The organism is Pseudomonas sp. Soil_N_39 (assembly GCF_057655955.1).
This window is the reverse complement of the sequence record NZ_JBDGLI010000009.1, coordinates 117,733-132,436: the sequence shown is the minus strand read 5'-3', so window position 1 is coordinate 132,436 and position 14,704 is coordinate 117,733. Positions and strand designations below refer to the sequence as shown.

General features: G+C 62.9%; 13 protein-coding genes. 9 read left to right on the top strand and 4 right to left on the bottom strand.

The genetic code is table 11. The annotated features are described in order from the left end of the window. Positions 1-32: 32 nt before the first annotated feature. On the top strand, positions 33-212 hold the full coding sequence (locus AC3A5O_RS15175; protein ID WP_122567934.1) for a PA1571 family protein: 180 nt from the start codon (positions 33-35) through the stop codon (positions 210-212). A 220-nt stretch (positions 213-432) separates the two neighbouring features. Here AC3A5O_RS15175 and pdxB read toward each other — a convergent pair whose 3' ends face one another. Continuing rightward, positions 433-1,575 (bottom strand): 4-phosphoerythronate dehydrogenase PdxB, encoded by a 1,143-nt coding sequence (gene pdxB, locus AC3A5O_RS15170; protein WP_305470366.1) that lies wholly within the window; start codon positions 1,573-1,575, stop codon positions 433-435. 293 nt (positions 1,576-1,868) lie between these two features. Between pdxB and AC3A5O_RS15165 the strand changes: the two genes are divergently transcribed. Further along, a complete protein-coding gene (locus tag AC3A5O_RS15165) occupies positions 1,869-3,272 on the top strand; it encodes an MATE family efflux transporter (RefSeq protein WP_305470365.1) in 1,404 nt (467 codons plus the stop codon). On the opposite strand, the gene tusA is transcribed toward AC3A5O_RS15165, so the two are convergent. After that, positions 3,269-3,520, bottom strand: a complete 252-nt coding sequence (tusA, locus tag AC3A5O_RS15160) for a sulfurtransferase TusA (RefSeq protein WP_003183455.1) — start codon at positions 3,518-3,520, stop codon at positions 3,269-3,271. The two genes, AC3A5O_RS15165 and tusA, sit on opposite strands and share 4 nt — an antisense overlap. 174 nt (positions 3,521-3,694) lie before the next feature. Beyond that, the gene (gene rlmM / locus AC3A5O_RS15155) at positions 3,695-4,783 is read right to left on the bottom strand and encodes a 23S rRNA (cytidine(2498)-2'-O)-methyltransferase RlmM (RefSeq protein ID WP_305470364.1); all 1,089 of its coding nucleotides are present in this window, start codon (positions 4,781-4,783) and stop codon (positions 3,695-3,697) included. Between the two features lie 172 nt (positions 4,784-4,955). Between rlmM and acnA the strand changes: the two genes are divergently transcribed. From acnA to AC3A5O_RS15140, 3 genes are all read left to right on the top strand, one after another. Next, complete coding sequence (acnA, locus tag AC3A5O_RS15150; protein ID WP_122567930.1) at positions 4,956-7,697, top strand: aconitate hydratase AcnA; 2,742 nt, start codon at positions 4,956-4,958, stop codon at positions 7,695-7,697. Positions 7,698-8,021: 324 nt separating this feature from the next. Continuing rightward, entirely contained in the window at positions 8,022-8,810 is a 789-nt protein-coding gene (locus AC3A5O_RS15145; RefSeq protein WP_305470363.1) for a CPBP family intramembrane glutamic endopeptidase, read from the top strand. 77 nt (positions 8,811-8,887) lie between these two features. Then, complete coding sequence (locus AC3A5O_RS15140) at positions 8,888-10,453, top strand: methyl-accepting chemotaxis protein (protein ID WP_122567927.1); 1,566 nt, start codon at positions 8,888-8,890, stop codon at positions 10,451-10,453. Positions 10,454-10,613: 160 nt separating this feature from the next. On the opposite strand, the gene AC3A5O_RS15135 is transcribed toward AC3A5O_RS15140, so the two are convergent. Further along, positions 10,614-11,306, bottom strand: a complete 693-nt coding sequence (locus AC3A5O_RS15135; protein WP_122567926.1) for an alpha/beta family hydrolase — start codon at positions 11,304-11,306, stop codon at positions 10,614-10,616. Positions 11,307-11,402: 96 nt separating this feature from the next. On the opposite strand from AC3A5O_RS15135, the gene ccoN reads away from it, so the two are divergent. From ccoN to ccoP, 4 genes are read left to right on the top strand one after another with little or no spacing between them, the layout of a single operon-like run. Continuing rightward, complete coding sequence (gene ccoN, locus AC3A5O_RS15130) at positions 11,403-12,827, top strand: cytochrome-c oxidase, cbb3-type subunit I (protein WP_003199614.1); 1,425 nt, start codon at positions 11,403-11,405, stop codon at positions 12,825-12,827. Between the two features lie 10 nt (positions 12,828-12,837). After that, positions 12,838-13,446, top strand: coding sequence for a cytochrome-c oxidase, cbb3-type subunit II (gene ccoO / locus AC3A5O_RS15125; RefSeq protein ID WP_122567925.1), 609 nt, complete (start codon positions 12,838-12,840; stop codon positions 13,444-13,446). 5 nt (positions 13,447-13,451) lie between these two features. Then, entirely contained in the window at positions 13,452-13,652 is a 201-nt protein-coding gene (locus tag AC3A5O_RS15120) for a cbb3-type cytochrome oxidase subunit 3 (protein WP_060743060.1), read from the top strand. Beyond that, a complete protein-coding gene (gene ccoP / locus AC3A5O_RS15115; RefSeq protein WP_122567924.1) occupies positions 13,649-14,602 on the top strand; it encodes a cytochrome-c oxidase, cbb3-type subunit III in 954 nt (317 codons plus the stop codon). The genes AC3A5O_RS15120 and ccoP overlap by 4 nt, the downstream gene beginning before the upstream one ends. Positions 14,603-14,704: the final 102 nt, after the last annotated feature.

Here is a 14,704-nt window from a genome sequence, read left to right as displayed (position 1 = left end):
AGTAGACATACAACCTGATGAGGAGACAGGCCATGTCCTTGCAACACAGCAGCGACGACAAGATTCAAGTAATCCGCACGCAACCGGACCAGTCTCTGGGCTGCTCGTTCATCGATGAACAAGGGCGCGAAGTACCGATCACCGAAGACATGATCCGCAAAGCCTGCAGCGAGCTGGAAAAACGACTGGTCAAGCCTGCCGAACAACAGTGACACAGCCCGTCTCGATTGAACCCGACCTTGATGTCGGGTTTTTTATGCCGGCTGATTTTGCAGGCCCACATGGCCTGGCTATTGTGACAAGAGCTCTTATGCCAAGGCTCTTGTGGCGAGGGAGCTTGCTCCCGCTGGACTGCGCAGCAGGCCCAAAAAGCTGGCGGCTGCTTCGCAGCCGAGCGGGAGCAAGCTCCCTCGCCACAACAGCGCTCCACAATTAAAGGGTGGTGGCGCCCAACGCCGTGACAATCTGTTGCAAGACCGCCGACTGCCCTTCGATACGCACCTTCAAACTGTCGATTTCCCGCCGTGGCGGGTAATGCTTGCGCAAGGCATCGAACGCGCGGCGTTGCTCGTCGACGGTGCCCACCAGGCTACGACGCAAATTCGCGTCGTCGCCACGGGGGTCGTACACGCTCCGGCACAGCGCCGCCAAGGCCCAAGCCGGGTCGGTTTCGGCGTCCAGGGTGATGCCACCCAGCCAGGGCCGAGGCAACAGGTCGCTGAGGCTGACTTCAACCGGCCGCTCCAGGAACGCGCACAAGGCCTGGTAGATCTGGGCCGTGCCACGCTGGCGGCCATCGAGGCTGTAACCGGCAATGTGCGGGGTGGCGATCACGCACAAATCGGCCAGGTCCACATCCACGGTAGGCTCCTGCTCCCAGACATCCAGCACCGCTTGCAGGTCTTCGCGCTCCAGCAACACCTCGCGCAGCGCGGCGTTATCGATCACCGGCCCTCGGGCCGCATTGATCAGCCAAGTCCCGGGCTTGAGCTGGTTCAGGCGCGCTTCGTCGAACAAGTGCCAGGTCGGTTGTTCACCGTCGCGGGTCAACGGGGTGTGCAGGCTGATCACATCGCACTGCTCGATGATCTGCTCCAGGCTCACATAGTCGCCGCCCTCGGCAGCCTGACGCGGCGGGTCGCAGACCTTCACGGTCCAGCCCAGCCCCTTGAGCACCTCGATCAACCGCCCGCCCACCTGGCCCGCGCCAACCACGCCGAAGGTCCGCTGCGCCAGCGCCGCACCTTCTATTTCTGCCAGGGTCATCAGGCTGCCCAGCACATAGTCCACCACGCCGCGGGCATTACAGCCGGGTGCGCTGGCCCAGCGGATCCCCGCCTCGGCAAGATAATCCAGGTCCAGGTGGTCGGTACCGATGGTGCAAGTGCCGACGAAGCGCACCTGGCTGCCTTCCAGCAGGGCCCGATTGACCTGACTGACCGAACGCACCAGCAACACATCGGCGCGCTCGACCATCGTCCGGTCAATCCCTCGGCCCGGTACCCGGCGGATTTCGCCAAATCCTTGGAAAAACGCATCAAGCAAGGGGATGTTTTCGTCGGCGACGATCAGCATGGCAGAGCTCCTTTGGCGGGAGGGGCAGTGTAGGCGTTCCGTTGGGCCTGTGCATTACCCGGAGCGAATGATGTTGTGGCGAGGGATTTATGTGGGAGCAAAGCTTGCTCGCGATGCAGGCGCCTCGGTTCCTCGGGAGACCACATCAGCTTTATCGCGGGCAAGCCTTGCTCCCACAAGTGCTCGAAAACTGAGAAAGCGATTACAAATCCACAACACAGGTTTTTTCCTGACCACTGCGTCAAAGCGTAGAATTCGCCGCCTTGCGCTTAACCTTTTCGGACGCTTGCCCTGTGAATCCTGTCATCGACACCTCCACCGCCCTCTCCCGCCCGGCCCGGGTTCGTCTGGAACTCAAAAACTTGCTGGCCCTGGCCCTACCGATCATGGTCGCGCAACTGGCAACCACCGCCATGGGCTTTGTCGACGCGGTGATGGCCGGTCGGGTCGGCCCACGGGACTTGGCGGCCGTGGCCCTGGGCAACTCGATCTGGGTACCGGTGTTCCTGTTGATGACCGGCACGTTGCTGGCGACCACGCCAAAAGTTGCCCAGCGCTTCGGTGCCGGCACGTTCGACGAGATCGGGCCGCTGGTGCGCCAGGCGCTGTGGCTGGCGCTGGTTGTGGGGTTGATCGCGACACTGGCACTGTTCAGCGCCGAGCCGATCCTGCACATCATGAAAGTCGATCCCGAATTGATCGGCCCGTGCATGGAGTACCTGCGGGGCATCGGCACAGGCCTGCCGGCCGTGGCGCTGTATCACGTGCTGCGCTGCTTCAGCGACGGCCTGGGTCGCACGCGACCGGCGATGGTGCTGGGGTTGTGCGGGCTGGCGCTGAACATTCCGCTCAATTACATCTTCATCTACGGACACTTGGGCGTGCCCGCCATGGGCGGCGTCGGTTGCGGCTGGGCCACGGCGATCGTGATGTGGGTCATGGCCCTGGGCATGGCCGGTTGGGCGCTGTGGGCACCGGTCTATCAATCGAGTCGGTTGTTCAGCCGTTTCGACTGGCCGCAATGGGCGGTCATCAAGCGCCTGCTGGGCATCGGCTTGCCGATTGGCATCGCGGTGTTCGCCGAGTCGAGTATTTTCGCGGTGATCGCCCTGTTGATCGGCAGCCTCGGTGCCACGGTGGTGGCCGGGCACCAGATCGCGCTGAACTTCAGCTCCCTGGTGTTCATGATCCCCTATTCCCTGGGCATGGCCGTCACGGTACGGGTCGGCCAGGCCCTGGGCCGTCGTCAGCCTCGCGAAGCGCGCTTCGCCGCTGGCGTGGGCATGGGCACGGCCCTGGCCTACGCCTGCCTCTCGGCAAGCCTGATGTTCGCGCTGCGCGGGCCTATCGCGGCGATCTATACCGCCGATCCGGTGGTGATCGAAGTGGCGTCGATGCTGATCGTCTACGCGGCATTGTTCCAGTTTTCCGATGCGATCCAGGTCACGGCGGCAGGCGCATTGCGCGGCTACCAGGACACCCGGGTGACGATGATCCTGACCCTGTTCGCCTACTGGGGGATCGGCCTGCCGGTGGGTTACGCCCTGGGCCTGACCGACTGGCTCGGCGCGGCCAGCGGCCCGAGCGGATTGTGGCAAGGCTTGATCGTGGGCTTGAGCTGCGCGGCGCTGATGTTGTCGATCCGTCTGACACGCAGCGCGCGCAAGCAGATCCGCCTCAGCCGCTCGATGGATTAAGCGAGCTTCTTGCGAATCCAGTAGAGGTAGGTGCCCGCCTCTTCCTGCTGGGCCACCAGTTCGTGATCCAGGAACACGCAAAACTTGGGGATATCGCGGCGAGTCGAGGGGTCGGTGGCGATGACTTTCAGCAGGCCGCCGGGGGCCAGGTCACGGATGTGCTGGTGCAGCATCATCACCGGTTCCGGGCAATTGAGGCCCGTGGCATCCAGCGTGCCGTCGACCGGCGTGTCGTTCATTTCACTCATGTTCTACTCCTGAAACTGGCCGGCATTGTCGCGCAATGTCGGGTGAGAGCAAAGCCTGTGGAATCGCAAACATGTGAAAGCCAAACTGTGGAATAGCAGACATGTAAGAGCAAAACTGTGGGAGCAAGGCTTGCCCGCGATGCAGGCACCTCAGTCCCCAGACCGTGTCACCGTTCATCGCGAGCAAGCTTTGCTCCCACGGGGCTTTTTGGTATCGAGCCGCCGCAGGTGGCACGTCACTTCCTCGCGGTCGTGGTACAGCTGCTTGCAACCGATCTCGACCTTGATGCCCCGGGCCTTGAACCCCTCGGCGATGCGTTCGAGCAGGCGTTTGACCTCGGCATAACGCTGTTTCATCGGCAGCTTGAGGTTGACCACGGCTTCGCGGCAATGGCCCTCGCCAATCCACTCTTCCAGCATCGCCGCGTTGCGCGCGGGCTTTTCGACGATGTCGCAGACCATCCAGTCCACCGGCTGCTTGGGCTTGAACGTGAAGCCGTCCGCCATCAGGTGCTGCACCAGACCAGTGTCCATCAGGCTTTCGGCCATCGGGCCGTTGTCGATGGCCGTCACCAACATGCCCCGGTTGACCAGTTGCCAGGTCCAGCCGCCTGGCGCGGCACCGAGGTCCACGCCGGTCATGTCGCTGTGCAGGCGCTCGTCCCACTGGTCCCGGGGGATGAAATGGTGCCAGGCTTCTTCGAGCTTGAGTGTGGAGCGACTCGGCGCTTCCCGGGGAAACTTCAGACGCGGGATGCCCATCGGCCACATCGCCGAATTATCCGCGTCCGCCAGGCCCAGGAACACTTCACGGCCACTCTTGAACGTCAGCAGCAGACGCGGCTTGCGCGGATCGTCCACCAGCTTGCCGGCCCCGCTCAGCGCCTTGCGCAGCGGGCCTTCGAATTTCTTGCAGAAGTTCGACAGTTCCTTGCCGTCGTTGGTATCGACCACTTCCAGCCACAGGCTGCCGCAAGCTGGGAATGCCGTCATGTGAGCCAGGATGACGCTGATACGGTCGGTTTCCGGTAACTCGATGAACGTGCCACGGGCCCACTGGCGCGGAAAAATCAGCTCGGCAAAACGCTGCCCACGCATCAGCCGCTCGGCGCCATCCTCTTCAGTACAGACAAATTCGGCGCAGGCACTGGCCGGTTTGGCCTTGGCGTAGCCGGCCACGTTGAGGCGTGCGGCGTGTTCGGCGATCTCGGAACAGACCTCGCCTTCGAAGCCCGGCCGGCAGTGCATAAAAAGCGTGTTCATTGAAACTCCGTAGCAAAGCCTGTCACGAAAACCGCCGCATGATAGCGGAGTTCGGAACCGCGAACCTTGCAATAGAGTCCAGTGATTAGTCATACGCTCAAAACAGGGCTAGGTTAAAGGCTCTGTCCGTCCCCTCAGTCCGTAGCCGTGCGGACTCAAAGGAGTGATTTCAATGCCGTCCCTCGATAGCCTGAAAACCCTTAAAACACTGCAAGTCGACGCCAGGACCTACCACTACTTCAGCCTGCCGGATGCCGCCCGAAGCCTGGGTGACCTCGACAAACTGCCCATGTCCTTGAAGGTGCTGCTGGAAAACCTGCTGCGCTGGGAAGATGAAAAAACCGTCACCGGCGCCGACCTCAAGGCCCTCGCCGGGTGGCTCAAGGAGCGCCGCTCCGACCGCGAGATTCAATACCGCCCGGCACGGGTGCTGATGCAGGATTTCACCGGCGTCCCCGCCGTGGTCGATCTGGCCGCCATGCGCGCCGCCGTGGAAAAGGCCGGCGGCGATCCCCAGCGGATCAACCCGTTGTCGCCGGTGGACCTGGTAATCGACCATTCGGTGATGGTGGACAAGTTCGCCAGCAGCCAGGCGTTCGAGCAGAACGTGGACATCGAAATGCAGCGCAACGGCGAACGCTATGCCTTCCTGCGTTGGGGCCAGAGCGCCTTCGCCAATTTCAGCGTGGTGCCGCCGGGCACCGGCATCTGCCACCAGGTCAACCTTGAATACCTGGGCCGCACCGTGTGGACCAAAGAAGAGGACGGCCGCACCTACGCCTTCCCTGACACCCTGGTGGGCACCGACTCCCACACCACCATGATCAACGGCCTCGGCGTACTGGGCTGGGGTGTTGGCGGGATCGAAGCGGAAGCGGCGATGCTCGGCCAGCCGGTGTCGATGCTGATTCCCGAGGTCATCGGTTTCAAACTCATCGGCAAGCTGCGCGAAGGCATCACCGCCACCGACCTGGTGCTGACCGTCACGCAGATGCTGCGCAAGAAAGGGGTGGTGGGCAAATTCGTCGAGTTCTATGGCGACGGTCTGGCCGACCTGCCCCTGGCCGACCGCGCCACCATCGCCAACATGGCCCCGGAATACGGCGCCACCTGCGGGTTCTTCCCGGTGGACGACGTGACCTTGGATTACCTGCGCCTGTCCGGGCGTCCGGCAGAAACCGTGAAACTGGTGGAGGCCTATTGCAAGGCCCAGGGCCTGTGGCGCCTGCCCGGCCAGGAACCGGTGTTCACCGATACGCTGGAATTGGACATGGGCAGCGTCGAGGCCAGCCTTGCCGGGCCCAAGCGCCCTCAGGACCGGGTCTCGCTGCCGAATGTCGGCCAGGCTTTCAGCGACTTCCTGGGGTTGCAGGTCAAACCCACCAGCAAAGAAGAAGGTCGCCTGGAAAGTGAAGGCGGCGGTGGCGTCGCGGTGGGCAATGCCGACCAGGTGGGCGAAGCCGAGTACGAATACGAAGGCCACACCCATCGCCTGAAAAACGGCGCGGTGGTGATTGCCGCCATCACCTCGTGCACCAACACCTCCAACCCCAGCGTGATGATGGCCGCCGGGCTGCTGGCGAAAAAAGCCGTGGAAAAAGGCCTGCTCCGCAAGCCTTGGGTCAAGAGTTCCCTGGCGCCTGGCTCCAAGGTGGTCACCGACTACTACAACGCGGCCGGCCTGACCGAGTACCTGGATAAACTCGGTTTCGACTTGGTGGGCTATGGCTGCACCACCTGCATCGGCAACTCCGGGCCGTTGCCGGACCCCATCGAAAAAGCCATCCAGAAAGCCGACCTGACCGTGGCCTCGGTATTGTCGGGCAACCGCAACTTCGAAGGCCGGGTGCATCCACTGGTGAAGACCAACTGGCTGGCCTCGCCGCCGCTGGTGGTTGCCTATGCCCTGGCCGGCACGGTGCGCATCGACATTAGCAGCGAGCCGCTGGGCAACGACCGGGACGGCAAGCCGGTGTACCTGCGGGACATCTGGCCCAGCAGCCAGGAAGTGGCCGCCGCCGTGGCTCAGGTCAACACCAGCATGTTCCACAAGGAATACGCCGCCGTGTTTGCCGGTGACGAGCAATGGCAGGCCATCGAAGTGCCGCAAGCGGCGACTTACGTCTGGCAGGATGACTCGACCTACATCCAGCACCCGCCGTTCTTCGACGACATCGGCGGGCCGCCACCGGCCGTCAGGAACGTCGAGGGCGCCCGGGTCCTGGCCCTGCTGGGAGACTCGGTGACCACCGACCACATCTCCCCGGCCGGCAACATCAAGGCCGACAGCCCGGCCGGTCGCTACCTGCGCGAACAAGGCGTGGAGCCACGGGACTTCAACTCCTATGGCTCCAGACGTGGTAACCACCAGGTGATGATGCGCGGCACCTTCGCCAATATCCGCATTCGCAACGAAATGCTCGACGGCGAGGAAGGCGGCAACACGATCTACATCCCCAGCGGCGAACGCATGCCGATATACGATGCCGCCATGCTGTACCAGGCCACGGGCACGCCCCTGGTGGTGATCGCCGGCCAGGAGTATGGCACCGGGTCGAGCCGGGACTGGGCGGCCAAGGGCACCAACCTGCTGGGGGTCAAAGCGGTGATCGCCGAAAGCTTCGAGCGCATCCATCGCTCCAACCTGGTGGGCATGGGCGTGCTGCCGCTGCAGTTCAAGCTAGACCAGAATCGCAAGCGCCTGAACCTCACAGGCAAGGAAACCTTGGACATCCTGGGACTCAATGACGTCGAACTGACGCCGCGCATGAACCTGCCCCTGGTCATCACCCGGGAGGACGGCAGCCAGGAGCGAATCGAAGTGTTGTGCCGGATCGATACCTTGAATGAAGTGGAGTATTTCAAGGCCGGTGGGATTCTTCATTATGTCTTGCGACAATTGATCGCCGCGTGAAAAGACCGCCTCGATGGCGAATACGAGCCTAGGCAAATACCTGTGGGAGCGAGCTTGCTCGCGATAGCGGTGGATCACTCAACATCAATATTGGCTGGCAAGCCCCTATCGCGAGCAAGCTCGCTCCCACATTATTTAACAGGCGCCGTTTTTGTATGAGCCCGCCTATAATCCCGCCGGCACTCACGCAACCGCGTCAGCCAACTGCTTGCCCCTCCTGCGCATGAATCTGCATGGACACAAATGTGCTCTTTGCGCGACACGGTGGCGTCGAAGACCCGACGGCCGCCCTCGCCCAGAGTTTTCCCGCTAAAAGGATGTTGTATGCCCGCTTTACCCTGGCTCCACCTGGCCCTTCTTTCCACAGGCTACGGCCTGGCGCTGGTCTATGGCCAGTTGACCTGGACCGCGCTCATCTCGGTCGCGCTGCTGCTGTTCGCCGGGTATGCGGTTCGCCAGCAACAAACGCCGGTTGGCCAGTTTCTCGGGCACGCCCTGTTTCTGGTCATGGCACTGGCACTGGCCCTGCACTGGATGCCTGGTTTTTTCAACGGACGGGTAATCGCGCCGCAACGCTTGACCGATGACGCCGTGCCGTTTGCCATGTACCTGAACCAGGACAAGCCGCTGATCGGCTTCTGGCTGTTGCTGGCCTGCCCCTGGATCGTCGGCCGACGCTCATGGCGCCTGTCGGTCCAGGCCACGGCCCTTGGCCTGACGTTGAGCGCCGTGCTGGCCCTCGGCGGGGCCGTGCTGCTGGGCATGATCCAGTGGGCGCCGAAGTGGCCGGATCACGCCGGGGTGTGGATCCTTAATAATCTTTTATTGGTAACGCTCGTGGAGGAAGCGCTGTTTCGTGGCTACATTCAAGGGGGCTTGAGCCGGCGCTTCAAACATTTGGCCCAGGGCGACAACCTGGCGCTGCTCCTGGCCTCGCTGCTGTTCGGCCTGGTGCATGCCGGTGCCGGCTGGCAATGGGTGTTGCTGTCGGGCCTGGCGGGGGCCGGTTACGGCCTGGCGTATCGATTTGGCGGCCTTGGCGCGGCGATTGCCACGCATTTCCTGCTCAACCTGCTTCATTTCGCCCTCTTTACCTACCCGATGCTGGCGTGATAGCGACAGGCAAAAATAACTTCAACTAAAACCTGACAACGCCGACAACCTTTCAAAGCCTTGCGGATCTACACACCATGCGTAACAACCAACCCGTCACACAGCGCGAAAGGACCTTCCCGGCCCAGCAACGATTGATTTCCACCACCGACGCCAAGGGTGTCATCACCTACTGCAACGATGCATTCGTTGAGGTCAGCGGGTATTCGAAGGAAGAATTGATCCGTGCGCCGCACAACCTCGTGCGCCACCCTGATGTCCCATCCGCCGTGTTCGCGCACATGTGGGGCACGCTGAAACAAGGCTTGCCATGGATGGGCATCGTCAAGAATCGCTGCAAGAGCGGTGACCATTACTGGGTCAACGCCTATGTCACACCCGTGTTCGAGGGCAATCAGGTGGTCGGCTACGAATCGGTGCGGGTCAAGCCCTCCGCCGAGCAGATCGCCCGTGCCGAAGCCCTGTATCAACGCATCAACCAGGGCAAGTCCGCGGTTCCGGGCAGCGACAAATGGGTGCCGATCCTGCAGGACTGGCTACCGTTCATCCTGGTCAGCCAACTGGGCTTCGTCGTCGGCGCGTTTCTGAATTCATCCTGGGGCTTTGCCCTGGCCGCCCTGTTGTCCGTGCCCTTGGGGCTGATGGGCCTGCAATGGCAGCAACGCGGGATCAAGCGTCTGCTGCGCCTGGCCGAGCAAACCACCTCCGACCCGCTGATCGCCCGGATGTACACCGACAGCCGTGGCGTCCAGGCACGCCTGGAGATGTCGATCCTCAGCCAGCAAGCGCGCCTGAAAACCTGCCTGACGCGCCTGCAGGACACCGCCGAGCACCTGAACGACCAGGCTCGCCAGTCCAACACCTTGGCCCATGACAGCTCCAGCGGCTTGGAGCGGCAACGGGTGGAAACCGAACAGGTCGCCACGGCCGTCAACCAGATGGCGGCAACCACCCAGGAAGTCGCCAGCCACGTGCAGCGCACTGCCGATGCCACCCAGGAAGCCAATCGCCTGACCAGTCGCGGCCGCGACATCGCCGGGGAAACCCGCGAAGCCATCGAGCGACTGTCGGTGGTGGTCGGTGAGACCGGTCAAACCGTGACCCAGCTGGCCCAGGACAGCGACGAGATCGGTGGTGTAGTCGACGTGATCAAAGGTATCGCCGACCAGACCAACCTGTTGGCCCTCAACGCCGCCATCGAAGCGGCCCGTGCCGGTGAAATGGGTCGTGGCTTTGCCGTGGTGGCCGACGAAGTGCGGCAACTGGCACAACGCACCAGCGAATCCACTGGGCAGATCCACGCCCTGATCGCCAAGCTCCAGCAAACCGCTACCAATGCCGTGCAAACCATGGAAGCCGGCCACCGCCAGGCCGAAGAAGGCGTGGCGCGGGTCATGGAAGCGGACCAGGCGCTGGTGGGGATCAGCGAAGCGGTGGCCCATATCACCGACATGACCACCCAGATCGCCGCCGCCACCGAGGAACAAAGCTCAGTGGCCGAGGAGATCAGCCGCAACATCAGCAACATCTCGGACCTGGCCGACCAGACCTCGGGGCAAGCTCACAGCTCGGCGTTGCTGAGCGAAGAACTGACCCGAACGGCCAATACGCAGTATTCGTTGGTGGAGCGGTTCAACCGCTGACTTCAGTCGGAAAACTAAAACCCGGACAGCGAACGCTTCCGGGTTTTTTATTGCCTGACAGGCCGCTATCGCGAGCAAGCTCGCTCCCACATGGGATGGTCAACGCCGCAAATCCAGTGTGGGAGCGAGCTTGCTCGCGATGAGGCCATGACAGGCACCATCAATCTTGAGACAGGAACCCGGACACCCCCTGCGCCGCCGCCTCCAGATGCTGCTCATGACTGAACCCCGAAGCCTTCAACGGCTTGAGGTCATGATCCCCCGCCACCAACCACAACACCTCGATGCTCGGTGACAAGCTGTAACCCTGCACCGCTTCCCGATTGCCCAACGCATCGCGCTCGCCCTGGACGATCAAGGTTCGGGTCTTCAATGCGGCCAAGTGCTCGACCCGCGGCTTCTCCGGCTTGCCCACCGCATAGAAGGGATAGCCCAGGCACACCAGCGCATCGACGCCCAACTCATCGGCCAGCAAACTCGCCATGCGCCCGCCCATGGACTTGCCGCCAATGGCCAGCCGCCCAGCGACATAAGGCCGCACCGTGGCGTACACCTCACGCCAGCATTCCAGCAGCTTAGGTGCCGGGTTGGGCGGGCGCTTCCCCCCATCCAGACGCCGCTGGGCCATGTAAGGAAACTCGAAACGCAATACGTTGACGCCCCGTGCAGCAAGGCGCGTGGCTATTTCCTCCATGAAACCGCTGTCCATCGGCGCACCGGCACCATGGGCCAGAATCAAGGTCGCAGGCGTGGCGCCCGCGCCCGGCTGCGCGGCCGTCCACAGCCAGCCGTGTTGCGCGACGCACCGCGCCCATTGATCCCCGTCAATACTGGCCTTGTGCTGTTTGTCCATGCTTGCCTCGCTTTTAGTCTGCCTATAACTCCAGGCGAAGAACGCCGCACTGCCTTGCGCAGGCGCTCACTTCGGCTGAACCGTGGATGGGGAACCATGAACACTTCTATCAGTACCGCCTACAACTACAAGGTGGTCCGCCAATTCGCCATTATGACGGTGGTGTGGGGCATCGTCGGCATGGGGCTCGGGGTTTTTCTCGCCGCCCAATTGGTCTGGCCACAACTCAACTTCGATTTGCCCTGGACCAGCTTCGGCCGCCTGCGCCCGCTGCACACCAACGCAGTGATCTTCGCTTTCGGCGGCTGCGCCCTGTTCGCCAGTTCGTTCTACTCGGTGCAACGCACCTGCCAGACCCAGCTGTTTGCGCCGAAAATCGCCGCGTTCTGCTTCTGGGGCTGGCAACTGGTGATCCTGCTGGCGGCCATCAGCCTGCCCCTGGGCTACACCAGTTCCAAGGAATACGCCGAACTGGAATGGCCGATCGACATCCTGATCACCATCGTCTGGGTGGCCTACGCCATCGTGTTCTTCGGCACCGTGGCCAAGCGCAACACCAAGCACATCTACGTCGGTAACTGGTTCTTCGGCGGGTTCATCCTGACCGTGGCGATCCTGCACATCGTCAACAACCTGGAACTGCCGGTGAGTTTCACCAAATCCTACTCGGTGTACGCCGGGGCCACGGATGCGATGGTGCAATGGTGGTACGGGCACAACGCCGTAGGCTTTTTCCTCACCGCAGGTTTCCTGGGGATGATGTACTACTTCGTGCCGAAACAGGCCGAACGTCCGGTGTATTCCTATCGCCTGTCCATCGTCCACTTCTGGGCACTGATCACCCTGTACATCTGGGCCGGCCCGCACCACCTGCACTACACCGCGCTGCCGGACTGGGCGCAGTCCCTGGGCATGGTGATGTCGCTGATCCTGCTGGCACCCAGCTGGGGCGGCATGATCAACGGCATGATGACCCTGTCGGGGGCCTGGCATAAATTGCGCAGCGACCCGATCCTGCGCTTTTTGGTGGTGTCCCTGGCGTTCTACGGCATGTCGACCTTCGAAGGTCCGATGATGGCGATCAAGACCGTCAACGCCCTCTCCCACTACACCGACTGGACCATCGGCCACGTGCATGCCGGCGCGCTCGGCTGGGTGGCGATGATTTCCATCGGGGCGCTGTACCACATGATCCCGAAAGTCTTCGGTCGGCCACAGATGCACAGCATCGGCCTGATCAACGCGCATTTCTGGCTCGCGACCATCGGCACGGTGCTGTACATCGCCTCGATGTGGGTCAACGGTATCGCCCAGGGCCTGATGTGGCGTGCGGTGAACGAGGACGGCACGCTTACCTACTCCTTCGTCGAAACCCTGGTGGCCAGCCACCCAGGCTTCGTCGTGCGGTTGGCGGGCGGGTCGATCTTCCTTCTCGGCATGCTGCTGATGGCCTACAACACCTGGCGCACCGTGCGGGCCTACCAGCCTGCCGAAGCCGCCGCTGCCGCGCAGATGGCCTGAGGAGTCCGCCATGAAACACGAAACAATCGAAAAAAACGTCGGCCTGCTGATGCTGTTGATGGTCCTGGCCGTGAGCATTGGCGGCCTGACCCAGATCGTGCCGCTGTTCTTCCAGGACGTGACCAACAAGCCGGTGGACGGCATGAAGCCCTACACCGCCCTGCAACTGGAGGGCCGCGACATCTACATCCGTGAAGGCTGCGTCGGCTGCCATTCGCAGATGATCCGTCCGTTCCGCGCCGAGACCGAGCGCTACGGCCACTACTCCGTCGCTGGCGAAAGCGTCTGGGACCACCCATTCCTGTGGGGCTCCAAGCGTACCGGGCCGGACCTGGCACGGGTCGGCGCACGCTACTCCGACGACTGGCACCGCGCCCACTTGTACAACCCGCGCAACGTTGTGCCCGAGTCGAAAATGCCGGCCTACCCGTGGTTGGTGGCCCAGGCGGTGGACAGCAGTCACACCGAGGGCAAGCTGCGCGCCATGCGCACCCTCGGCGTGCCGTACACCGACGACGACATCGCCGGCAGCGTGGCCGCGCTCAAGGGCAAGACCGAAATGGACGCGCTGGTGGCCTACCTGCAAGTGCTCGGCACTGCCATCAAGAGCAAGAGGTAAGCCTGATGTTCTTTGAAATGAGCACTGGAATGATCCGTGGCCTGGGCACCGTCGTGGTGTTCATCGCCTTCATCGGCCTGACCCTGTGGGTGTTCAGCAGCAAGCGCGGCCCGGAATTCGCCCAGGCGCGCCTGCTGCCGTTCGCCGACGAACCGCCCGCCGACATCACCCCCCAAGACCCTGCGACAAGGAGTACCCGGCCATGACCACCTTCTGGAGTACGTGGATCTGCGTACTGACCATCGGCAGCCTCATCGGCCTGACCTGGCTGCTGATCGGCACCCGCAAGGGCGAGACCAAGGGCAGCGTCGACCAGACCATGGGCCACAGCTTCGACGGCATCGAGGAATACGATAATCCGCTGCCGCAGTGGTGGTTCCTGTTGTTCGCCGGCACCCTGGTGTTTTCCGTTGGCTACCTGGTTCTCTATCCGGGCCTGGGCAACTGGAAAGGCATCCTGCCCGGCTACGAAAACGGCTGGACCGGCGCCCATGAATGGGAAAAGGAAATGGCCAAGGCCGACGCCCGGTTCGGGCCGATCTTCGCCAAATTCGCCGCCATGCCCGTGGAAGAAGTGGCCAAGGACCCACAGGCCTTGAAGATGGGTGGGCGCCTGTTTGCCTCCAACTGCTCGGTCTGCCATGGCTCGGACGCCAAGGGTGCCTTCGGCTTCCCGAACCTGGCCGACAGCAACTGGCGCTGGGGCGGCGCCGCCGACACCATCAAGGCGACCATCATGGGCGGCCGCATGGCGGCGATGCCAGCCTGGGGTGAAGTGCTGGGGGACGCCGGGGTCAAGAACGTGGCCGCGTATGTACGCCACGACCTGGCCGGCCTGCCGTTGCCGGCGGACAGCGGTGCCGACCTGCAAGCCGGCCAGCAGGCCTTCAACACCACCTGCATCGCCTGCCACGGCGCCAACGGCCAGGGAACCGAAGCCATGGGCGCGCCGAACCTGACGCAACCGGCCGGCTTCATCTACGGCACCAGCCTGGCCCAGTTGCAGCAGACCATTCGCCATGGTCGCCAGGGCCACATGCCGGCGCAGAATGAGTTGTTGGGCAATGACAAGGTGCAACTGCTCGCGGCTTATGTCTACAGCCTGTCCCAGGGTGCGGGCACCGAGCGCCTGCAAGCGGAACACAAAAGCGAATAAATCCTGACCACACGAACCGCCGCATTCATCTGGATGCGGCGGCTCCGTGCCCCTGCGCGACGCATTGTCGCACCCTCCCTTCGTCTTTCTTTCGGTTCCCTG